The 22,840-nt window shown below is 39.4% G+C and carries 20 protein-coding genes; 16 read left to right on the top strand and 4 right to left on the bottom strand.

All coding sequences use genetic code 11. The features are described 5' to 3' along the window. The first annotated feature begins 308 nt into the window (after nt 1-308). The 5 genes from A3I7_RS0101460 (at nt 309) to A3I7_RS0101440 (ending at nt 6,342) form a co-directional block, all read left to right on the top strand. The gene (locus tag A3I7_RS0101460) at nt 309-1,145 is read left to right on the top strand and encodes a PRD domain-containing protein (RefSeq protein WP_018375010.1); all 837 of its coding nucleotides are present in this window, start codon (nt 309-311) and stop codon (nt 1,143-1,145) included. Between the two features lie 10 nt (nt 1,146-1,155). After that, nucleotides 1,156-2,556: a 6-phospho-beta-galactosidase gene (lacG, locus tag A3I7_RS0101455; protein WP_018375009.1), complete on the top strand. Its 1,401-nt coding sequence runs from the start codon at nt 1,156-1,158 to the stop codon at nt 2,554-2,556. A 12-nt stretch (nt 2,557-2,568) separates the two neighbouring features. Further along, nucleotides 2,569-2,880 (top strand): PTS sugar transporter subunit IIA, encoded by a 312-nt coding sequence (locus tag A3I7_RS0101450; RefSeq protein WP_003063087.1) that lies wholly within the window; start codon nt 2,569-2,571, stop codon nt 2,878-2,880. Between the two features lie 141 nt (nt 2,881-3,021). After that, nucleotides 3,022-4,701, top strand: coding sequence for a PTS lactose transporter subunit IIBC (locus A3I7_RS0101445; protein WP_018375008.1), 1,680 nt, complete (start codon nt 3,022-3,024; stop codon nt 4,699-4,701). A 30-nt stretch (nt 4,702-4,731) separates the two neighbouring features. Then, nucleotides 4,732-6,342: a glycoside hydrolase family 53 protein gene (locus A3I7_RS0101440; RefSeq protein WP_018375007.1), complete on the top strand. Its 1,611-nt coding sequence runs from the start codon at nt 4,732-4,734 to the stop codon at nt 6,340-6,342. Between the two features lie 95 nt (nt 6,343-6,437). Here A3I7_RS0101440 and A3I7_RS0101435 read toward each other — a convergent pair whose 3' ends face one another. Continuing rightward, nucleotides 6,438-7,271, bottom strand: coding sequence for an AraC family transcriptional regulator (locus A3I7_RS0101435; protein ID WP_018375006.1), 834 nt, complete (start codon nt 7,269-7,271; stop codon nt 6,438-6,440). Between the two features lie 110 nt (nt 7,272-7,381). Between A3I7_RS0101435 and A3I7_RS0101430 the strand changes: the two genes are divergently transcribed. From A3I7_RS0101430 to gtfA, 5 genes are all read left to right on the top strand, one after another. Continuing rightward, nucleotides 7,382-9,544 (top strand): alpha-galactosidase, encoded by a 2,163-nt coding sequence (locus A3I7_RS0101430; protein WP_018375005.1) that lies wholly within the window; start codon nt 7,382-7,384, stop codon nt 9,542-9,544. A gap of 11 nt (nt 9,545-9,555) precedes the next feature. Beyond that, complete coding sequence (locus tag A3I7_RS0101425) at nt 9,556-10,827, top strand: extracellular solute-binding protein (RefSeq protein ID WP_018375004.1); 1,272 nt, start codon at nt 9,556-9,558, stop codon at nt 10,825-10,827. Nucleotides 10,828-10,838: 11 nt separating this feature from the next. Further along, on the top strand, nt 10,839-11,705 hold the full coding sequence (locus tag A3I7_RS0101420) for a carbohydrate ABC transporter permease (protein ID WP_018375003.1): 867 nt from the start codon (nt 10,839-10,841) through the stop codon (nt 11,703-11,705). Nucleotides 11,706-11,717: 12 nt separating this feature from the next. Beyond that, complete coding sequence (locus A3I7_RS0101415) at nt 11,718-12,551, top strand: carbohydrate ABC transporter permease (protein ID WP_018375002.1); 834 nt, start codon at nt 11,718-11,720, stop codon at nt 12,549-12,551. A 152-nt stretch (nt 12,552-12,703) separates the two neighbouring features. Next, nucleotides 12,704-14,149, top strand: a complete 1,446-nt coding sequence (gtfA, locus tag A3I7_RS0101410) for a sucrose phosphorylase (RefSeq protein WP_018375001.1) — start codon at nt 12,704-12,706, stop codon at nt 14,147-14,149. A 412-nt stretch (nt 14,150-14,561) separates the two neighbouring features. Here the strand turns inward: gtfA and A3I7_RS0101405 are convergent, their stop codons facing one another. After that, complete coding sequence (locus A3I7_RS0101405) at nt 14,562-15,560, bottom strand: LacI family DNA-binding transcriptional regulator (RefSeq protein ID WP_018375000.1); 999 nt, start codon at nt 15,558-15,560, stop codon at nt 14,562-14,564. A gap of 152 nt (nt 15,561-15,712) precedes the next feature. Here A3I7_RS0101405 and A3I7_RS0101400 point away from each other — a divergent pair, with 152 nt between their 5' ends. The 6 genes from A3I7_RS0101400 to A3I7_RS0101375 are packed head-to-tail and all read left to right on the top strand — an operon-like array spanning nt 15,713 to nt 21,231. Next, nucleotides 15,713-16,888 carry a galactokinase gene (locus tag A3I7_RS0101400; protein ID WP_018374999.1) on the top strand — a complete coding sequence of 392 codons (1,176 nt, stop codon included), beginning with the start codon at nt 15,713-15,715 and terminating at the stop codon, nt 16,886-16,888. 15 nt (nt 16,889-16,903) lie between these two features. Next, nucleotides 16,904-18,382, top strand: a complete 1,479-nt coding sequence (gene galT, locus A3I7_RS0101395; protein ID WP_018374998.1) for a UDP-glucose--hexose-1-phosphate uridylyltransferase — start codon at nt 16,904-16,906, stop codon at nt 18,380-18,382. Further along, on the top strand, nt 18,375-18,908 hold the full coding sequence (locus A3I7_RS0101390) for a hypothetical protein (RefSeq protein WP_018363962.1): 534 nt from the start codon (nt 18,375-18,377) through the stop codon (nt 18,906-18,908). Before galT ends, A3I7_RS0101390 begins: the two co-directional genes overlap by 8 nt. A gap of 17 nt (nt 18,909-18,925) precedes the next feature. Continuing rightward, nucleotides 18,926-19,927 (top strand): UDP-glucose 4-epimerase GalE, encoded by a 1,002-nt coding sequence (galE, locus tag A3I7_RS0101385; protein WP_018374997.1) that lies wholly within the window; start codon nt 18,926-18,928, stop codon nt 19,925-19,927. 51 nt (nt 19,928-19,978) lie between these two features. Further along, entirely contained in the window at nt 19,979-20,608 is a 630-nt protein-coding gene (locus A3I7_RS0101380) for an HAD family hydrolase (RefSeq protein WP_018374996.1), read from the top strand. Continuing rightward, nucleotides 20,608-21,231: an AAA family ATPase gene (locus tag A3I7_RS0101375; protein WP_018374995.1), complete on the top strand. Its 624-nt coding sequence runs from the start codon at nt 20,608-20,610 to the stop codon at nt 21,229-21,231. The genes A3I7_RS0101380 and A3I7_RS0101375 overlap by 1 nt, the downstream gene beginning before the upstream one ends. 189 nt (nt 21,232-21,420) lie before the next feature. Here A3I7_RS0101375 and A3I7_RS0101370 read toward each other — a convergent pair whose 3' ends face one another. Further along, on the bottom strand, nt 21,421-21,645 hold the full coding sequence (locus A3I7_RS0101370; protein WP_026217074.1) for a sulfurtransferase TusA family protein: 225 nt from the start codon (nt 21,643-21,645) through the stop codon (nt 21,421-21,423). Beyond that, nucleotides 21,593-22,684: a YeeE/YedE family protein gene (locus A3I7_RS0101365; protein ID WP_018374993.1), complete on the bottom strand. Its 1,092-nt coding sequence runs from the start codon at nt 22,682-22,684 to the stop codon at nt 21,593-21,595. Before A3I7_RS0101365 ends, A3I7_RS0101370 begins: the two co-directional genes overlap by 53 nt. Nucleotides 22,685-22,840 lie beyond the last annotated feature (156 nt).

Raw genomic sequence — 22,840 nt, 5'->3', positions numbered from 1 at the left:
GCATTTTAGGCAAAAACAGAACTTAGTCTGAGACTAAATTCTGTTGGTTTTATGCAGTTTTCTCAGAGTAACTTCTGGAAGGACGGGAACTAGAACTTACTTTGAGAATTTACCAAATGTTTAAAACAAACAAAAAAACACAAAGAAAGGGTTTACAAAATCGAAATTGTGTGTTATATTATAACCGTAGAAGTTAATAGAGTGGATTGTAACTAAGATAATTAGGCAAGACCGCAAATGACCTAGAGGAGGAGGCTCTAGTTTGTTTGCGGTTTTTTATTTGTCAAAATCTTTTAAGGGAGGATATAATGTTTCGGATTATACAAGCGCTCAATAATAATGTTGCCTTAGTGAAAAACGAACAAGATGAACAAGCCGTTGTCATGGGGCTAGGAATAGTCTTTCAAAAGAAAAAAGGTGATTTGATCACTCCAAGCAAGGTCGAGAAAGTTTTCCTTTTGAAAACAGAGGAATCCAAAGAAAACTTTTTAACCCTTTTGAAAAATATTCCGCTTGATATCCTAACGGTGACTTATAACATGATTGATGATTTGGTAGCAAAATATCATTTTCCGGTTCAGGAATATCTATATGTAACCCTTACCGACCACGTTTATTCGGTGTATCAAAAGCTTTTAAAGGGAACTTATCAGGAGAGTCATTTACCAGATATTTCAGCAGCGTATGTTACTGAGTTTCAAATGGCGAAAGAGGCTGTTGTCGTTTTAAGTCAAAAGTTGTCAGTAACTTTTCCAGAAGATGAAGTTGGACGAATGGCTTTGCATTTCATTAATGCCAAAGGTGATTACGAAGTTTTTGATAATAACAAAGAGGATGCAACGAAAAAAGTGCTAACTTTGATTGAAGACGAGCTGGCAAAAAATAATATCAAGCGCAGCGCAGAAAATAGTAATCTTTACGACCGTTTGATGATTCATTTAACCTACCTCATTAATCGATTGCAGATGAATCAGCAAGATAATGCATCGTTGATTAATTTGGAAGAATATGTGAAATCAGATTATCCGCAAGCCTATCAAATTGGGCAAGCTATTTATGATTTGATTGAACAAGAACTAAACATAGATTTATCGCGTAGTGAACGTGTTTACCTTGTGATTCACATTCAACGCTTATTGAAATAAGGAGAAAATTATGTATCAATTACCAGAAGATTTTATTTTTGGTGGGGCAACAGCAGCCTACCAAGTTGAAGGAGCTACTAAAGAAGGTGGTAAAGGTCCAGTAGCTTGGGACGATTTCTTAGCAGAACAAGGGCGTTTCAGCCCAGACCCTGCTAGTGATTTCTATCATCAATACCCACAAGATATTGAACTTTGTGAAAAATTTGGTGTCAACGGACTTCGCTTATCCATTGCTTGGAGCCGTATCTTCCCAAATGGTACTGGTGAGGTCAACCAAGAAGGAGTTGATTATTACCACAAAGTGTTTGCGGAATGTCAAAAACGCAACATCACAGCCTTTGTCACGCTCCATCACTTTGACACGCCAAAAGTTTTGTTTGACAATGGGGATTTCTTAAACCGTGACACGATTGAAGCTTTTGTTAACTATGCAAAATTCTGTTTTGAAGAATTTACAGAAGTTCGTCATTGGAGCACATTCAATGAAATTTACCCAGTAGCAACCAACCAATATTTGCTTGGTATTTTCCCACCAGGAATCAAATATGACCTGTCAAAAGTCATTCAATGTCTGCACAATATGATGTATGCGCATGCGCGTGTGGTTAATTTGTTCAAAGACGGTGACTATCAAGGTGAGATCGGTGTAGTACATTCTCTTGAAACAAAATACCCAGCAACAGATAGCGAAGAAGATAAACATGCTGCTTTCTTAGATGATGCCCTTTCTATTCGATTCTTACTGGATGCAACTTATCTAGGTTATTATTCAAACGAAACAATGGAAGCGCTTAACGAAATCTGTGCAGCTAACAATGCCAGCTACGAATTCCTTGATAGCGACTTTGAGGAAATGAAAAAAGCCAGCCACCGCAACGATTATCTTGGTATCAATCATTACCAATGTCACTTTGTTAAAGCCTACAATGGCGAAAATGCCATTCATCACAACGGTACAGGTGACAAAGGAACATCTGTTTACAAAGTCAAAGGTATTGGCGAACGCATTTACAAAGAAGGTATTCCAAGAACGGACTGGGATTGGATTATCTATCCAGAAGGTCTGTATGATTTGCTTCTTCGTATCAAATCGGATTATCCGCATTACAATAAAATCTATATCACAGAAAATGGTATGGGCTATAAAGATGAATTTGACGATGGTCTCATCATGGACCAACCGCGTATTGATTATTTGAAAGTTTACTTGCAATCTCTTGCCAAAGCAATTGATGCTGGGGTTAATGTTAAAGGCTATTTCCTTTGGTCATTGATGGATTTGTTCTCATGGTCAAATGGTTATAATAAACGCTATGGTTTGTTCTATGTGGATTTTGAAACACAAAAACGTTATCCAAAAGCGTCAGCTTACTGGTACAAACACATCAGCGATACAAAAATTGTAGAATAGGGGATTTAGAAAATGGATAAAAAAGAATTACAAATGTTAGGTTTTGAAATTGTGGCTTACTCAGGTGATGCAAGAAGCACACTTCTTCAATTGCTTAAGGAAGTTCGCTCTGGCAACTTTGATAATGTTGATAAAGCGATTAAAGATGCTGACGAAAATTTGGCTAAAGCTCACAATGCTCAAACACAATTGTTAGCACAAGAAGCAGGTGGCGAAGATTTGGAACTTGGTTTCATCTTTGTTCACGGTCAAGACCACTTGATGACAACCTTGTTGCTACGTGACCTCATTACGGATTTTATTGAATTATATAAAAATCGCTAATTTTTGAAAAAAGAAAGGAAGTTGAACTAGGGCTTAGTAACAGCATAATCTCCTCTCGATAGTCATTTTTGACATCTCCTATTTCTTTTAAAGATGTGTCAGAAATAACTAACCAAGCCTATGTTCTTTGGAAGTTGTATCATGAACAAACTCATTCAACAAATTGAAAAAGGGAAACCTTTTTTTGAAAAAATTTCTCGCAATATTTACCTTGGTGCTATACGTGATGGTTTCTTAGCAGCCATGCCAGCGATTCTCTTTTCTAGTATCTTTATCTTGATTGCTGCCTTGCCAGAAGTTGTAGGAATAACACTTCCAGAAGCTTTTTCTACTTGGCTTTGGAAGGTTTACGGTTATTCTATGGGGGTTGTTGCAATTCTTGTTGCGGCAACTACGGCACGCTGTTTGGCAGAATCTGTCAATCGTCAAATGCCAAGCAATAAAAAAATCAATGCGGTTTCTGTTATGCTTGCATCAATTGTTAGTTTCCTTTTGTTGAGCGCAGATCAAATTGATGGTGGTTTGGCAAATGGCTATATGGGGACAAAAGGGATTCTAGCTGCTTTTGTAGCCGCCTTCATCACCGTCAATGTTTACAAGTTCTGTGTGTTGCGCGATATCACCATTAAGATGCCAAAGGAAGTACCAGGGACTATTTCGCAAACATTCCGTGATGTCTTTCCATTCTCATTTGCAGTTTTTGCTGCTGTTCTCATTGATACTGCCATCCGTTATTTCTTTGGTACGTCATTTGCAGAAGCAATTATCACACTTCTTCAACCATTGTTTACAGCAGCAGACGGTTACCTTGGAATTGCCATTATCTGGGGTGCTATGGCGCTCTTCTGGTTCGTTGGTGTGCATGGTCCATCAATTGTAGAACCAGCTATTGTTGCAGTTATTTACGCTAATGTTGAAACTAACTTACAGTTAGCCAAAGCAGGGGAACATGCTTCGAATGTTCTTACAGCCGGACTTGGAAACTTTGTTGGTACAATGGGTGGCACAGGTGCTACTTTAGTCGTTCCCTTCCTATTCCTACTCTTTGCAAAATCAAAACAACTAAAGGCTGTTGGTAAAGCTTCATTTATCCCAGTAAGTTTCGCTGTTAACGAACCATTGCTTTTTGCAACACCGATTATTCTTAATCCATATTTCTTTATTCCATTCCTTTTGGCACCAATTGCCAACGTTTGGATTTTCAAATTCTTCGTTGATGTGCTTCAGATGAACAGCTTCATGTATGTTCTTCCTTGGGCAACACCAGCGCCAATCGGACTTATTCTTGGTACAGGCGTTAGCCTTCTAGCTGTTGTTCTTGTCCTTGTTTTAATCGTTGTTGATGCGATTATCTACTTCCCATTCATCAAAGCTTATGATGCCTCACTTCTTGAAGAAGAAGCTGAAAATGCTGCGCAAGAAGCCGCTACTGAAAGTGCAACTCCAGTAAAAACTGCAGCTGAAAAAGTTGTTGAGGAAAAACCAGCTGTTAAAGTCACGACTGATAAACCAATCAACGTTTTGGTCCTTTGTGCTGGTGCTGGTACAAGCGCTATGCTTGCTAATGCTCTTACTGAAGGTGCCGCTGCCACAGGTGCAAACATCACAGCGTCAGCAGGTGCTTACGGTTCACATTATGAGATTATGAAAGATTTTGACATGATTGTGCTTGCTCCCCAAGTTAATTCATTCTACGAAGATATTAAGAAAGATACTGACGCGCTTGGTATCAAGTTAGCAGCTACAAAAGGTGCTGAATATATTAAATTAACACGTGACCCAGAAGGTGCCGTAGCCTTCGTAATGTCTTACTTTGCCTAACCTATTTTAGAAAAGCTAGGGAGAAAGATTATGAAAATACTAAAAAAGATTTTTTTGACGACTGTTGCCCTTATTGGTCTTGCTGCGCTTGGAAATACCGTGACTAAAGCAGATGAGTTCATCAACGGAGCTGATATTTCGATTCTTGATGAAATGGAACAAAGCGGAGTGATTTACAAGAGTAATGGTACTCAAAAAGACCCGCTGACCATTTTGAAAGAAAATGGTGTTAACTACGTTCGTTTGCGACTCTGGGTTGACCCCTATGATGCAAATGGCAATGCTTACGGCGCAGGAACCAATGACTTAAACAGAACACTCAAATTAGCCAAACGTGCTAAAGATAAAGGCTTGAAAGTCTTAATCGATTTTCATTACAGCGATTTCTGGGTTGACCCCGGAAAACAAAATCTTCCCAAAGCTTGGCAGAATCAATCCTTTGAACAATTAAATTCAACAGTGTATTCTTACACAACTGATGTCCTTAATCAGATGAAGTCACAAGGCATTTACCCTGATATGGTGCAAATCGGAAACGAATTAAACAGCGGTATGCTTTGGCCTTACGGGAAAAGCTGGGGCGGTGATGGAAAGGAATTCACTCGCCTAGCGACTTTCTTAAAATCTGGTGTTCAAGCTGTGAAAGACACGCAGCAAAGCAACACCCCAATTATGCTTCATTTAGCAGACGGCGGTGACAAATCAGCTTTTCAATGGTGGTTGGACGAAATCACTAAGCAATCCGTTGATTTTGATATTGTCGGTATTTCTTATTACCCATATTGGCACGGTACATTAGCGGAACTCTCTGAAAATATGGATAATATCAGCGAACGCTACAACAAAAAAGTTGTTGTGGTTGAAACAGCTTATGCAAATACCCTTGATAATGCTGACCAGAAAACAAATGCCTTTACGGCAACAGAAGAGACTGCTGGTGGTTACAAAGCTAACCAAGATGGTCAGTATGAATTTTTGACAGACTTGGTTGATAAAATTAAAGACGTCAAAAATAACAACGGTCTCGGTTTCTTCTATTGGGAACCACTTTGGTATAATGGCAACGTCTCATGGGCAACACAAGCAGGTATGTCATATCTTGGTGTTTCAGATGTGACGGGTAATGAATGGGAAAATCAAGCGGTCTTTGATTTCTCAGGAAATGCTCTACGCGCCGTCAAAGCCTTTAATTACGCTAACCTAACAAACGTTGTTGCTAATAACAGTTTTGAATGGGACGGTTATACCGAAACCCCATCTTCTTGGAACAAATGGACCAACAGTCAAAATGCAGGTATCAAGACAGAAGTTTACGACGATACACGTTACAAGCTCACTTTCTGGTCAGACACAGCTTTTGAAAGTTCCATTTATCAAACGATTAGCAACCTCGGCTCAGGTACTTACAAATTAAGCATTGACGCCATGGGGGACACTAGCCTTGAGACTGCTCAGCTTTATATCAAAAACTATGGCGGCAGTGAGCAAAACATCTCCCTAAAAGACTCTAGCACATGGAAAACGTACACGATTGATAACATCCAAGTCACAAATGGGAAATGTGAAATTGGCATTTACGTCAACGCCTCTGCTAACAAATGGTTAAACATTGATAACGTCAGACTTGTCAAAGTCGCTTAGTTATACATTTCATTTCACCCCCAAGAGCTTAGACTCCTGGGGGATTTGAGTGCTGTCAAAAAAACGTTAGGTAAGAGAATCCTACCGCTTTTTGCTTATTTTTTCAGTGCTTTTCGGTAATTGCTTGGGCTTTGGTTGAAGTATTTTTTGAAGGCTTTGCTAAATGCGAGGGCATCTGTGAAGCCTACGGCGTTTGCGACTTCTGAAATATGAAAAGTAGTGTTGGTAAGTAAATCAGCACTTTTTTCCATGCGAACTTGGACGATGTAATCTTTGATGGCATAGCCAGTTTCTTCTTTGAAAATCTTGTAAAGGTAACTACGGTTAAGATTGAGTTTATCTGCGATTTCTCCCACTTTTAAAGAAGTTCCATATTGTGAATGAATTATTTTTTTAGTTTGTCTAATATAGTTTTGAATAAGAATACTACCATCAGAGACTGCTTTACTGGGAGATTCTTCAATTAAGTAGGCAAGTAATTTATAAAGTTCAGCAATCAGTTGAAGTTCAGTTACGTCATCGAGTTTTTGGTCGCGAAATTGAGTTAATTTGACGATTTGATCAAGTACTTTGGACTTAAGTGTCGAATGGCAGAAGTATTGTTCTAGTAGCTGAGTTTTACTTAAAATATTTTCAGCTTTTGACCCGCTAAAGCCCACCCAAAGATAGGTCCAAGGGTGTTTGCTATCAGCTTGATAGAAGGTCACTTTTCCTTTGGGAAGGATAAACATATCACCGACACCAAGTTCGGTAGTTTGGCCATCAATAGTAAATTTTCCTTTGCCATCAACAATAAAATGCAAAACAAAATTATCACGAAGGGTTGGTCCAAAAGAGTAATTACCTTCGCAGATTTCAGCACCGTAGTGGTCAACATTTAGATCAAAATTATTGGTATCAAATTCATTATAGGTATTTAGAACGTTCAAATTATCATCTCCTCTATAAGCAACATTTTACCATATTTGTCCAACATCCTACCATTTAACAAAGGGGAATTTGGTGGTAAAATTTTAGTAAACATTAAGGAGAAAGCGTAATGGGAATTATAATTAAAGGAAATCTTTTCTACATTCAGAGTAAAGAGATGTCAATGATTATTGAGAACCGAGAAGGTGATTTGCTTCTTCGTCATATTGGGGGCAAAATCGCTAACTATCACGGTTCAAATGCGATATTGGAGAAAGATCATGCTTTTTCAGGCAATCCGACTCCTGATAATCGTACGTTTAGCTATGATACCCAACGTCAGATTTTCGGGGTACATGGTTTTGGTGATTTTCGTTGCCCATCACTTAAAATCCAACATGATAACAATGAATTAACACAATTTAAGTTAAAAGATAGTCACATTTTACATGGAGTTGTTGAGGCAACAGGATTACCTAGTCCTCATTCTACAGAAAGCGCCGAGACACTAGTGTTTGTCTTAGAAGATGAATTTGCTAAATTGCGTCTGACGCTTTATTACACAGCTTATGCAGACTGTACTAGCATTTCAACTTTTGCTAAGATTAGCAATCTATCTGATAAAGCTGTTGTTATCAATCGTGCCTTATCGACAATGCTTGACGTGCCAGCTAGCAATTATGATGTGATAACTTTGCAAGGCGCTTATGCGCGTGAGAAAACAGTTCGTCGTCAAAAAGTTGAGCAAGGCATCTTTAGCATCGCTTCGAATCGCGGAGCTTCTGGTCACGCTCAGACCCCAGCTATGATTTTGTGTGATGGGACAGCGACGGAGGAGGCTGGTCAGGCTTTAGCTCTTCAATTACTTTATAGTGGTAATTTCCAAGCATTTGTCCAAAAAAATCAATTGAATGAAGTTCGTCTGGGAATTGGCATTAATGATGATAACTTTGCTTGGCAATTAGCAGCTGGAGATAATTTTGAAACGCCAGTGGCTTTGATGACTTATTCGGCAAAAGGTTTGACACATTTAAGCCAAGAAAGCCAGTTATTTGTGCAAAATCACATCATGCCAAAACAATTTGCCCACGTTGAGCGTCCGATTCTTATCAATAACTGGGAAGCGACTTATTTTGATTTCAAGAAAGAAAAATTGCTGGATTTAGCTGATGAAGCAAGTAAACTCGGTATTGAACTCTTTGTTTTAGATGATGGTTGGTTTGGAAATCGATTCGACGATAATCGTGCGCTTGGTGACTGGGTTGTCAATGAAGAAAAACTCGGTGGACCATTGAGTGATTTGATTGATAAAGTTCATGCCAAAGGCTTGAAATTTGGCTTGTGGTTTGAGCCAGAAATGATTTCTGTCGATAGTGACCTTTACCGTGCTCATCCTGATTGGGCTATTCAAGCCGAGGGTCGTGCTCATACTTATTCTCGTAATCAATTGGTACTTAACCTTGCCAACCCTGATGTGGTAGCTTATATTAAATCAGCTATTGACAAGATTTTGACAGAAAATGCTATTGATTATGTCAAATGGGATTATAACCGTAACATCACAAATATCGGAAATGGTGATTCTGCTCTTGCTACCAAGATGCAATCCCATGTTTACATGCTAGGTTTGTATGATTTGGTGTCCTATTTGACTGAAAAACATAGCAATATTCTCTTTGAATCTTGCTCAGGGGGAGGTGGTCGAAACGATCTTGGTATGATGCGTTATTTCCCACAAGTTTGGGCTAGTGATAATACAGATGCCATTTCTCGTTTGCCAATTCAATATGGTTCAAGTTATCTTTACCCAATTATCTCAATGGGTTCACATGTCTCCGCAAGCCCAAATCATCAGATGGGGCGTACCACACCAATTGAAACACGTGGAAATGTTGCTATGATGGGAAATCTTGGCTACGAACTTGATTTGACAAGCTTACCAGAAAGCGATAAAGAAGTGATTGCTGCTCAAGTCGCTCATTACAAAGATATTCGCCAAGTTGTTCAATTTGGGAAGCATTATCGTCTCATCAATCCAGAACAAGGTGCAAATGAAGCGGCTGTGCAATTTGTCTATGAAGGTAAAACTGTTGTAACTTACGTTCGCACACTTTCAACGATTGAAACAATCGAAACAACGCTCAAACTGAAAGGTTTAGAGGAAGTGGCAACCTATCGTCTACAAGAAACAGGACAAGTCTTCTCAGGTGCAGAACTGATGTATGCAGGTTTGACTGTAACTCTCCCACAAGGCGATTACCTTAGTCAACAATATTATTTCGTGAAACAGTAAGGAGGTTTTCAATGAAATGGTGTAAACGATTGATAACTGCTGGCATAGCAGCTTTAGCTGTCACTGCTAGTTTAACATTGACGGCGTGTTCAAAAGAGGATGACACATCGGCTGATGGCAAGGTAACCATTGAATATTTCAATCAAAAGACAGAAATGGTGGATACGTTAAAAGAGATTATTAAGGATTTTGAAGCTGAAAATCCTAACATTCACGTTAAAATGACAAGCGTTCCAAGTGCTGGAACAGTTCTAAAAACACGTATGCTTGCAGGTGACGCTCCAGATGTCATTAACATTTATCCTCAGAATGTCGATTTTAAAGAGTGGGCAAAAGCAGGTTATTTTGAAGATATGACAGGTAAATCCTACCTCAAGAATATAAAAAATAACTATGCAGAAAACTATGCAGTAAACGGAAAAATTTATAGTGTGCCGTTATCTGCCAATGTTTCAGGAATTTACTTTAATAAAACAAAATTTGACGAATTAGGACTTAAAGTTCCAGAAACTTGGGCTGAATTTGAGGCTTTGGTAAAACAAATCAAGGCTGACGGTGAAACACCCTTTGCGCTCGCTGGTAGTGAAGGTTGGACTTTAAATGGTTATCATCAATTAGCCTATATTAGTGTGACTGGTAGTGGTGATAAGGCAAATGACTATCTTCGTTTTTCTCCTGTTAATTCTATTTCAACTTCTGATAGCGAGGTTAAAGAGGTTCTAATGCGTTTGGATTTACTTGCTGATAAAGGCAATCAACAAACTAACTGGGAAGGTGCTTCTTACAACGATTCCGTTGTGGCATTTGCGACTGAAAAAGCGTTGATGTTACCAGGTGGCTCATGGGTACTAGCAGCGATTAAACAGCAAGATCCTGATTTTGAAATTTCAACCTTTGCCTTTCCTGGTGAAAAAGTTGGTCAAGAAGTTACTGTCGGTGCGGGAGATTTGGCGCTATCAATTTCATCATCAACAAAGCACAAAAAAGAATGTGAAACATTTATTTCCTATATGGCATCAGCTAAAGCTATGCAGAAATACTATGATGTTGATGGCTCACCAGTATCTGTAGAAGGTGTGGTTGAAGATGACAATTCTCCACTTGCACCGCTTTATCAGCTAGCATTTACAGATAAACATTATGTCTGGCTTGGTGAAAGTTGGACAAGTGAAGGAGATTTCTTTAACTTGACAGCTAACTATCTTTTGAATCAAGATGCTAAGCAATACACGAGTGAGTTAAATGCCTTCTTCAACCCAATGAAAGCTGATGTGAAGAAGTAGAGGAGTAGATTATGCGAAAATTTTTAAATAAGTATTGGGGATGGACGTTTCTAATTGTACCTTTGATCTTACAAGCTATTTTCTTCTATTTTCCAATGTTTCAGGGAGCTTTTTATAGCTTTACAAACTGGACTGGTTTGACTTATCATTTTGATTTTGTGGGTGTCAATAACTATAAAATTTTGATGACAGATACTAAATTCTTTAAGGCGCTTGGCTTTACCTTAATTTTAACTCTTGCTTTAATTGTGGGAGAAATTGTCATTGGTATTTGGGTGGCGCGTGCTTTGAATGCTAAAATCAAAGGGAAAACTTTCTTTAGAGCTTGGTTCTTTTTTCCGGCTGTTTTATCAGGGTTGACGGTATCTTTGATTTTCAAACAAGTCTTTAACTACGGTTTACCTGCCATTGGCGAAGCTTTGAACATTGCATTTTTGAAAACAAGCCTTCTAGGAACGTCTGGCGGTGCCATTTTTGCAGCAATATTTGTTATGCTATGGCAAGGTGTTGCGATGCCAATTATTCTCTTCTTGTCTGGGCTTCAAACCATTCCAAGTGAAATCACAGAAGCGGCAGCAATTGATGGTGCTAGCAGCAAACAAACTTTCTGGAACATTGAGTTGCCTTATTTGTTACCAAGTATTTCCATGGTTTTCATCATGGCACTAAAATCAGGGCTGACCGCTTTTGACCAAATCTTTGCTTTGACTGGTGGTGGACCAAGTAACTCAACGACTTCAATTGGTCTTTTGGTTTACAATTATGCCTTTTCAAGTAACCAATATGGTTATGCTAACGCCATTGCCTTGATTCTCTTTGCTATTATTGTTTTGGTATCAATGTTGCAATTGAAATTATCAAGTCGTTTCGAAGTATAAATGGAGTGAAATATGAAAAAAGAAGAACGTTATCATACTTTTTGGAAATATGTGCTCTTAGTCACGGGATCAATTTTGATTTTGATTCCATTGCTAGCAACAGTCTTTAGTTCATTTAAGACGACTAAAGATATCATGCAACATTTCTTTGCTTTTCCAAATCCAGTTACATTAAGCAACTATGCACGTTTGCTGGCAGACGGTATCGGACACTATTTCTGGAACTCAACCATTATTACAGTGGTTTCAGTCCTTTTAGTAACCCTATTTATTCCTGCAGCAGCCTATTCCATTGCGCGTAATATGAGCAAAAAACGTGCTTTTAACATTATGTATAGCTTGTTGATTTTGGGAATTTTCGTGCCATTTCAAGTCATCATGATTCCAATCACAGTTATGATGAGCCGACTTGGTTTGACAAATATTTGGGGCTTGATTATCTTGTATCTGACTTATGCTGTACCTCAAACTCTGTTCTTGTACGTTGGTTACATCAAATTGAGTGTTCCTGATAGTTTGGATGAAGCTGCTGAAATTGACGGAGCTGATAAATTTACAACATACCGCAAAGTTGTCTTTCCTATGCTAAAACCAATGCATGCCACAACTTTGATTATCAATGCTCTTTGGTTTTGGAATGACTTCATGTTACCCCTCTTGATGTTGAATAAATCTTCAGAGTCATGGTCATTGCCACTCTTCCAATATAACTACACAGGTCAATACCTCAGCGATTACGGCCCAAGCTTTGCCTCATACGTCGTCGGTATTATTACCATCACAATCGTTTACCTCATCTTCCAAAAGCACATCATCTCAGGAATGAGCAACGGCGCAGTGAAGTAAGGACATAGGGGCCGTATAGCGAGCGTAGCAAAAATAGGAATTTTGACGAAGAACGTGTACGTTCTAGGAAACATTATCTTTTTTGCTCTGCTCGTAGGTCGTGTTCAACGATATCACAAAATAAATGATGAAAATAAAACAAAGGAATCATTATGGGAATTCAAAATAAAACAATGTTAATCACTTACTCGGATAGTCTGGGTAAGAATTTGAAAGAATTAGCGGATAATCTTGAGAAGTACTTTGGGGAAGCAGTTGGTGGTATTCATCTTTTGCCATTCTTTCCATCAACGGGTGACCGCGGTTTTGCCCCTGTTGATTATGACGAGGTAGATTTTGCATTTGGTACTTGGGATGATGTGAAGAATTTAGGTGAAAAGTATTATCTCATGTTTGATTTCATGATTAATCATATCTCTCGTCAATCAAAATATTATAAAGATTATCAAGAAAAACACGAAGCCAGCGCTTATAAAGATTTATTCCTTAATTGGGATAAATTCTGGCCAGAGAATCGTCCGACACAAGCTGATGTGGACTTGATTTATAAGCGTAAAGATCGTGCACCAAAACAAGAAATTCATTTTGCCGATGGTTCGGTTGAGCATTTGTGGAATACATTTGGTGAGGAACAGATTGACCTTGATGTGACAAAAGAGGTGACCATGGATTTCATTCGAAAGACCATCGAACATTTGGCAGAAAATGGCTGTGACCTCATCCGTCTAGATGCATTTGCTTATGCGGTTAAGAAATTGGATACCAATGATTTCTTCGTAGAGCCAGACATTTGGGACTTACTTGATAAAGTGCGTGATATTGCAGCTCAATCTGGCACAGAATTACTTCCAGAAATTCATGAGCATTATTCAATCCAGTTTAAGATTGCTGAGCATGACTATTATGTTTATGATTTTGCACTTCCCATGGTGACGCTTTATAGCTTATATAGCGGCAAAGTTGGCCGCTTGGCGAACTGGTTGAAAATGTCGCCAATGAAGCAATTTACAACGCTTGATACACACGATGGAATTGGTGTGGTTGATGTTAAAGATATTTTGACAGATGAGGAAATTGATTATACCTCAAGCGAACTTTATAAAGTTGGTGCTAATGTCAAACGCAAATACTCATCTGCTGAATACAATAATCTTGATATTTATCAAATCAATTCGACTTATTATTCTGCGCTCGGTGATGATGACAAGAAATATTTCTTAGCACGCTTGATTCAGGCTTTTGCACCAGGTATTCCACAAGTTTATTATGTTGGCTTTTTAGCAGGAAAAAATGACCTTGATTTGTTAGAAAAAACAAAAGAAGGCCGCAACATCAATCGTCATTATTACACGAGTGAAGAAATTGCTGAAGAAGTCAAACGCCCAGTGGTTCAAGCTTTGCTCAAACTCTTTACTTTCCGAAATCACTCAGCTGCTTTTGACCTTGATGGCAGTATTGATGTAGAGGTATTAGATGAAAACACGCTTGTAATCACTCGCCGTAATCAAGGTAGCAGTGTGGTTGCAGACGCTACAATCAATCTAAAAGACTTAAGTTATACGGTTAAAGAAAACGGGAAAGAGATTGTCTTTTTATAATCAAAAAGAAGAGAACTCGTCTTCTTTTTAGCGGAATGAAGCAATGCTTGATTATCCTAGAAAATGCGGTATTACGGCAATTTGGCTCTATTAGGTTTACAATTCCCAATTTGCTTTTTAGGCTCATGAAGAGGTTGGTCAAAACGTAATCCGGCTTTAATAATTTGGACAAGTTTACAGTAAAAAAAACGCGTAGAATCAATGTTTTTGATAACTTGATTTTATGCGTTTTTACTTTTTCAATAGTTTTGCCCTAGATGACTAACATCATTAACTCGTCAACCACAAAGCCCTCACTAAGATTATACACCTAGTGAGGGCTTTATGTTTGTTTTCATTATTCTGTGGGTGAGGACGGAGCAATCATGGATGTTTTGCCCGCGTCTTTGTCTCACTTTTTTATTGACATCTTTTATTTTGTGCTGTCTCGCAATGTTAGTGTGGTTGCGAGTCTTGTCATTGTTGGGATAGTATTATGGTTGATAAGTTGGCGGTTAAGGATGTCAACGGCAGTCCGTCCCATTTCTTCGGTATAGACAGTGATGCTTGATAAGGCTGGAAAGACTTGTTTCGTTAGTGGGGTGCCGTTAAAAGAGATGAGGCTGACGCGGTCAGGTACGATGATATTAGCTTCTTGGAGAGCGCGAAGCGCACCGATTGCAAGGGTGTCATTGGCAACAAAGAAAGCTTGAGGGAGGTCATCACCAAGTTCGGTAATGGCTTTTTTCATTAATTCATATCCTGCTTGTGCTGAAAAATCTCCGACAAATACGTAGTTAGGATTGTAGAGATTATTTTCATAGGCGTAATTTTTAAAAGTACGGAAGCGTTGGTCAACGATAAGTTCTTGTTGGTCGGTTGTGCGTTCTTCGCCAGCAATCATCCCGATTTTTGTAAACCCTTGATCCATAAAGTAATCAAGCACCTTGACAACAGCGTTATCAAAATCAGTGGTTACGCAAGGGTGCCCTGCATTAAGTGTGTCGCTGTCAACAAACACAAGATTTTGAGACAATTTTTCGAGTTTTGAAATTTGTGCGCTAGAAAATTTACCGATGGCAATAATACCACAGATGTTTTCAGAAATCGTTAAAATATCATTATTAAAGTAACGAATAATATCATATCCCAGCTCTTGAGCGCGTTTTTCGAGTCCGATACGAATGCTGTAATAATAGAGGTCATTGAGTTCTTCTTGCTTGCTGTACCATTGCACAATAGCAATTTTTTGCCGTTCTTGTAAGATATTTGTGCTGCGTTTATGCTTTTCGTACCCCAACTCTTCAGCAACGGTTAAAATGCGATGCCGTGTTTCCTCGCTAACAGAGAGGGTAGCATCTTGATTGAGCACCCGAGAAACGGTTGCTGATGAAACCTTTGCCAACTTTGCAATGTCTTTTAATGTAGCCATAAGTCATCCCTTCTTTCTTATCTTTTCTTTAGTATAGCACAAAAAATAACACAAAGAAAATTTAAGTAAAACTTTAGTAAAATTGTTGACTTGGAATAAGGACAGGTGTACAATGAAACCGTAATCGTAGAAGAAATAAAAAGGAGACCCTCATGAAAATTACAGAATTAAAAGAAGCCTTCACAGCCGTATTTGGCAATGAAGCAGATGCTACCTTTTTTTCACCAGGACGTATCAATTTGATTGGTGAACATACGGACTACAATGGAGGTCATGTTTTCCCAGCGGCTATCACCCTTGGAACATACGGTGCAGCTCGCAAACGTGATGACCAAACGCTTCGTTTTTATTCAGCAAACTTTGCTGATTTAGGCATTATCGAGGTTGACCTTGCTAATCTTATCTTTGATAAAAAAGACAGCTGGACCAATTATCCAAAAGGGGTCATCAAATGCTTGCAAGAAGCTGGACATACGATTGCTACCGGTTTTGACCTTTATGTCAATGGGAATATTCCAAACGGTTCAGGCTTGTCATCATCAGCTTCGTTAGAGCTCTTGGTCGGAATTGTTGCTGAAGAATTATTTGACCTCAAATTAGACCGTCTTGACTTAGTAAAAATTGGTAAACAGACTGAAAATGAGTTTATCGGCGTTAATTCAGGAATCATGGACCAATTTGCCATCGGTATGGGAGCTGACAAGCAAGCTATTTACCTTGATACCAACACATTAGAATACGACCTTGTGCCGCTTGATTTAGGTGACAATGTCATTGTTATCATGAATACTAACAAACGCCGTGAATTGGCTGATTCAAAATACAATGAACGTCGTGCCGAATGTGAAAAAGCCGTTGAAGAATTGAATCAAGCGCTTGATATCAAGACACTTGGTGAACTTGATTTGCAAGCTTTTGATGAATACAGTTACCTCATTAAAGATGCTAATCGTCTCAAACGTGCTCGTCACGCTGTTTGGGAAAATCAACGCACTCTTCAAGCCAAAGAAGCTTTGATTGCAGGTGAACTTGAAAAATTTGGTCGTTTGGTCAATGCCTCACATGTGTCACTTGAGCATGATTACGAAGTGACTGGTATTGAGCTTGATACCCTTGCTCATACCGCTTGGCAACAAGAAGGTGTCCTTGGAGCTCGTATGACAGGAGCGGGCTTTGGTGGCTGCGGTATTGCCATTGTCGCTAAAGATAAAGTTGATAAATTCACCCAAAATGTCGGCAAGGTTTATACAGAAATCATTGGCTATGCGCCAGCTTTCTACATTGCTGAAATTGCAGGTGGATCACGCGTCTTGTCTCGAAATAAGTAAGATTAGAGAAGAAAAATGAAACTTTTAGATACTTTTGTTGCTAAAGTCATTGCAGTTAGCGACTACACAGCAGATGATATGTTTTACTTGCGTAACCGTGTCCTTGCCCTTGTTGGCGAAGAAGGCGCACAGCAAGAAACGAAGCAAACAGAGCTTATTGCCCTCAAAGATGAACTGGTTGACCTAGCCGTGCAAAATGGCAAGGTTGGAGAATTGGCTGAAGAAAAAGACTGCTTGGGTGCTGAGCTAATGAATTTTATCACGCCTGTCCCAAGTCGGGTGAACCGTGAATTCTGGGATACTTATGCACAATCTCCTCAGCAAGCTATCGCAGATTTTTACGACTTTAGCAAGCGCAACGATTACATTAAAGTTGCCGCAATCGCAAAAAATATTGCCTTTACAACACCATCACAATATGGCGATATTCAAATCACAATCAATTTATCAAAACCTGAAAAGGATCCTAAAGCTATCGCACAAGCTAAACTGGTCAAAGCTTCTTCATATCCAAAATGCCAGCTTTGCATGGAAAATGAAGGTTACCAAGGTCGGATTAACCATCCTGCCCGCGCTAATCACCGCATTATCCGTATGAATTTGGGTGATGAAAAATGGGGCTTCCAGTATTCACCCTATGCTTATTTCAATGAGCACTGCATTTTCCTCGACACCCAGCATGTGCCAATGGTTATTAGTAAGGATACTTTTGCGCAATTATTGGACATTGTGGATATGTTCCCAGGCTATTTTGCAGGGTCAAATTCTGATTTACCAATTGTTGGCGGGTCAATTTTGACGCACAATCACTACCAAGGCGGCCGTCATGTCTTTCCTATGGAAATAGCAGAGCTAGACCGTGAGTTTCATTTCAAAGGCTTTTCTGATGTGACAGCTGGTATTGTCAACTGGCCCATGTCTGTTATTCGTTTGCGTAGCGCTGATAAAAACCGTTTGATTGAACTGGCTGAAAGCATTCGCTTGGCTTGGCGTGATTATTCTGATGATAGTGTTGATGTTGTCGCTTATACAGGAGGCACACCGCACCACACCGTGACACCAATTGCGCGTAAACGTGATGGCGTCTTTGAATTGGATATTGTTTTGCGTGACAATCACACGACCGCTGAATTTCCAGACGGTGTTTATCATCCGCACGCTGATGTGCAGCATATCAAGAAAGAAAATATCGGTCTGATTGAGGTCATGGGCTTAGCTATTTTGCCGCCAAGGCTCAAAAATGAACTGACAGAGGTTGAAAAATACCTCCTGAACCAGTATAATGAAGTAGCAGACTATCACAAGGATTGGGCGGATGCCATTAAGGTTGTCCATCCAGAAGTGGATGCAGATAATGTTTCAGAAATCGTCAAACAAGCTGTCGGGCAAACCTTTGTTCGTGTTTTAGAAGATGCAGGTGTTTACAAACGTGATGAAAAAGGTCAAGCTGCTTTTATGCGTTTTGTAGAAAGTATTGGAGTTATCAATGTCTAAACAGTTGGGAATCAGAGAGTTGCGTCAGCACATCCGTGCCTTATCTGAAAAAGAAAGAGAAGATTTGATTTGCCATCTATATAAGAAAAGTAATGAAGCTAGCCTTTTATTGGAACAACTGTTTTTAGGGCCGGAAGCCAATGAAACGATTGTTAGAGAATTTGATCAAAAACTTGAGAAAATGTATAGGCGCATTCGATCGTTTGAGTTTAAAAATGCCAAAAAACTTTTCAGAGAGACCAAGAAGGTTGTAACAGATGTTACTTTGCTAGCTGAAATCAACCTCAGTTTCGCTTATTATGCGACAGTGTTTACCTATGACTATGGTGACATGTACGAGGATTTTTATGATACAACTGCGAAAGCCTTTATCGCAGCTATGAACGAAGCTGAACGCAATCCAGACTTTGCTCGCAAGCACCAAAAGAGATTTCGTGATATTTACGAAATGGCAAATTGGATGGCTTGGGGTTTCGGTGAAGTTGTGGTTGAAGAGTTTGCCAGAGTTGATTGGGACAATATTTAAATAATAGGAGATAGAAAATGTCAATTTTAGTGCTTGGTGGGGCTGGTTACATCGGTTCTCACATGGTTGACCGTTTGGTTGAAAAAGGAGAGGAAAAAGTCATCGTGGTTGATAGTTTGGTGACAGGACACCGTGCTGCGGTTCACCCTGATGCGACATTTTATCAAGGCGACCTTGCTGACCAAGATTTTATGCGTAAAGTCTTTACAGAAAATCCAGATATTGATGCGGTCATTCACTTTGCGGCTTATTCATTGGTTGCTGAATCAATGGAAAAACCTTTAAAATACTTTGATAATAATACAGCAGGCATGGTTAAATTGCTTGAAGTGATGAATGAATTTGGCGTGAAATACATTGTTTTCTCATCAACAGCAGCAACTTATGGCCTTCCAGATGAAATTCCAATCAAAGAAACAACACCGCAACGCCCAATCAATCCCTATGGCGAAAGTAAACTCATGATGGAAACCATCATGAAATGGTCTGACCAAGCTTACGGTATTAAATTTGTACCGCTCCGTTATTTCAACGTTGCTGGTGCAAAACCAGACGGTTCAATCGGTGAAGACCATGGTCCAGAAACACATTTGTTACCAATTATTTTGCAAGTGGCACAAGGTGTGCGTGAAAAAATTATGATTTTTGGTAATGATTACAACACGCCAGATGGCACAAATGTCCGTGATTATGTTCACCCATTTGACCTAGCAGATGCGCATTTGCTTGCGGTTAAATATCTGCGTGAAGGTAACCCATCAACAGCCTTCAATCTAGGCTCTTCAACAGGGTTTTCAAATCTTCAAATTCTCGAAGCAGCTCGTAAAGTGACTGGCAAAGAAATTCCTGCAGAACTGGCTGACCGTCGCCCTGGTGACCCAGATACCTTGATTGCGTCATCTGACAAAGCGCGTGAAGTCCTTGGTTGGAAACCACAATTTGATGACATTGAAAAAATCATTGCCTCAGCATGGGCATGGCACTCAAGCCACCCAAATGGATATGATGATAGAGGTTAAAGAAAAAAGTTGGATGGAATCATCCAGCTTTTTTGTGCTAAGGGGGATAATATGGCAATTAGATGGCTCTTTTTTGATTTGGGTTCAACTTTGGTTGATGAAAGTTTGGCCTATGAGAATCGTGTTAAGACTTTACTGGCGGGAAGTGAGCTAGATTATCAGGAAACTTGGGAAAGACTTATTGAGGATTATAAAAATGGGCTACGCGGAGACCTCGCATTGGCAGAACGGCTAAACAAACCTCTGCCGAAATGGACTTTTCAAGATGAACATCTCTATCCAGAAGTTCAGTCAGTTTTAGATTGCTTGTCAACCCAGTATCATCTGGGTCTAATAGCCAATCAGTTATCGGGCTTAGAAGAACGTTTGGTCAACTTTGGTATTGCTCAATATTTTCAAGTTGTTATCTCCTCTGCCGAAATTGGTTTTGAAAAGCCGGCCTTAGGCATTTTCCAAAAGGCTCTTGGAATGGCCGATTGCTTGCCTGAACAAGCTGTTATGGTTGGTGATCGTTTGGATAATGACATTAAGCCAGCAAAACGGCTTGGTATGAAAACTGTTCGTGTGATGAGAAGATTTGGTCAATATTGTCCCGTTACTTCTGAAAATGAGCAAGCAGATGCGACGCTATCTTGTCTGACTGAATTAGTTGATTTCTTATCTGATTGGGAGGAAAAATAATGATTATTTCAATTCAAGGATCTATGGCCGTTGGCAAGACGACCTTATTAGCGAATTTGCAGAAGAAATTTCCAGATGCGGTATTCAGTTACGAAGATGTGACTCCAGTGATAGGTGATATTCAGCGAAAACACCTAGATAAGACGATTTTTGAAGACTATCTAGCCATTCAAAAACTTTGGATTGCCCATGAAGTGCAGCGTTACCAAAAGGTTAAGGATTATCCCTTAGTTTTTATGGACTTTGGTGCCGAGGAGATTGATTTCTACACACGTTTTTATCCTCAAGCGATTGGTCAGGAGTGGCATGTTCTTTCTTCTTTGAAAAATGAGCTAACGCAGCTTAGCTATTGTCTGCCAGACTATATTATTTTTTTGGAGGCGAGGAACGAGACGCTCAGGAAACGCAAAGCTTCGGATAACACACGTACACGAAATTTCTTTGATTTTCAGCTAGAAAAGCTTCTTCCTCTAAAAAGAAAATGGTTTGCAAAACAGAGAAATGTCATTTTTCTAGAAACGGACAATCTATCAAACGAGGAAGTCGCTCAACAGGCAGCTCAGCTTATTTCTCAGATGGTAAAAAAAGGGACCAATCCCAAAAAGCCTCAACAGCGATTTTGAGTATCACCGTGAGGCTTTTATACATTATCCACAAGTAAAGTACTTTTATCTAAGAGATAGTTTTTCGCTAATCAAGGCAGTTTTTTGAGGGAATACTGACTGTATCTTGAAAGAAACTAACGATGAGTAGCTTAAAAACTAGCCTTAGATGGAAGTGATGAACTGTGGATACAAGTTCTAAAGTTGGTTTTAAGCTTTTTGGACAATAATCTCCCAAGAAGCATTACCAATTTGAGCGAAATGAGTAACTGGGTATCCCTCATCGGCAGCCCAGTTAGGAATACTCTCAGTTGCTTGAGTGCAGTCAAATCGAATATAAAGTTCGTCTCCGATTTCAAGCTCTGCCATTTTTTGTTTGGCATCAATCAGTGGGAAGGGACACACTAGCCCTCCGGTTTCTAAGGTGTAACGCATGATTTTTCTCCTTATGTTGTGGTTTAACAAAGATAAAGTAGGATGCTGTCCAAACGCCTAAGATGGTGAATAAAAGAGCAATCCATCCTTTGCTACTCATAACAGATGTAGCGGTGAGACCATTTCCGATTGTGCAACCTCCAGCCCAAGAAGCACCGATTCCCATCAAAATCCCGCCAATAACACTGTTTCTGATAGTTTTAATATCAGGTAAGCGCCATTTAAATTCGTGGTTTCCTTTAGCTGCTAGATAGGATCCTAGCAAGATTCCTAAAACAAGAAATACTCCCCAATTTAGCTTGGTTTGATCACCACTAATAATAAAGTGAATCAAATTAGCAGACGGAGTAGTGATACCAAGCCCACCGTTGCGACCAGTAATTTGACTAGCTGGCCAAGCAATAAGTGCAATCAGCCCAATAGCTATACCAGCTCCAAAGGGATAATAACGCTTTTCAAAGAGATAGTGGCGCAGCCCAGAATATTTCTGAGGAAGGCTGGCAACCTGACGTTTAGGTTTTCTTAACTCGGTCCAAACTAGGTAGGACGTCACGATCCCCAATATGCCAACTAATAACCAAATCGAAATGCCCAGTTGTCCAGCTAAATTGTCATTGATAACCCATTGGCTGGCAATACTTTGATTAAGTGCTTGAAGAGCTCCATATTTCATTGCAGCGGCACTTAGCATGTAAAGGATTAGAGCAATCCAACTCCCAATTAGTCCCTCGCCTGAACGATACCACGTTCCAGTTGCACAGCCACCAGCGAGAACAATGCCAATACCAAAAAGATAAGAGCCAAGAATTGCGCCAATGACTGAGTAATCTTCATATGGATTTGCGACTATTCCTAATTTAATTAAGCTCACAACTCCGATACTTTGAATAAAGATAGCAATTAAAAAAGCATAGAAGAGGCGATTATTTTTAGTGAGGTACATGTCTCTAAAACCGCCCGTCATACAGAAACGCGTTCGTTGAAGAATAAAGCCAAAGACCAGACCAACTAGACCTCCAGATATAATTGATAATCCCATAGAAACCTCCTTTTGCTTGATTGCTATCTAGCTTATCAAAAAATGAAACGTTTGCATAATCTTGATTTTTTATGGATGGCTATAAAAAAGAGTTATAGCTTAGAATTTATTCAGGTGCAGTAGCTATAAAATTAAGATTATAGCATCCTTGGCTTA

The organism is Streptococcus orisratti DSM 15617, from assembly GCF_000380105.1.
Classification (GTDB): domain Bacteria; phylum Bacillota; class Bacilli; order Lactobacillales; family Streptococcaceae; genus Streptococcus; species Streptococcus orisratti.
Note: the sequence above shows the minus strand (reverse complement) of the source record. Positions and strands in the feature narration are given on the sequence as shown.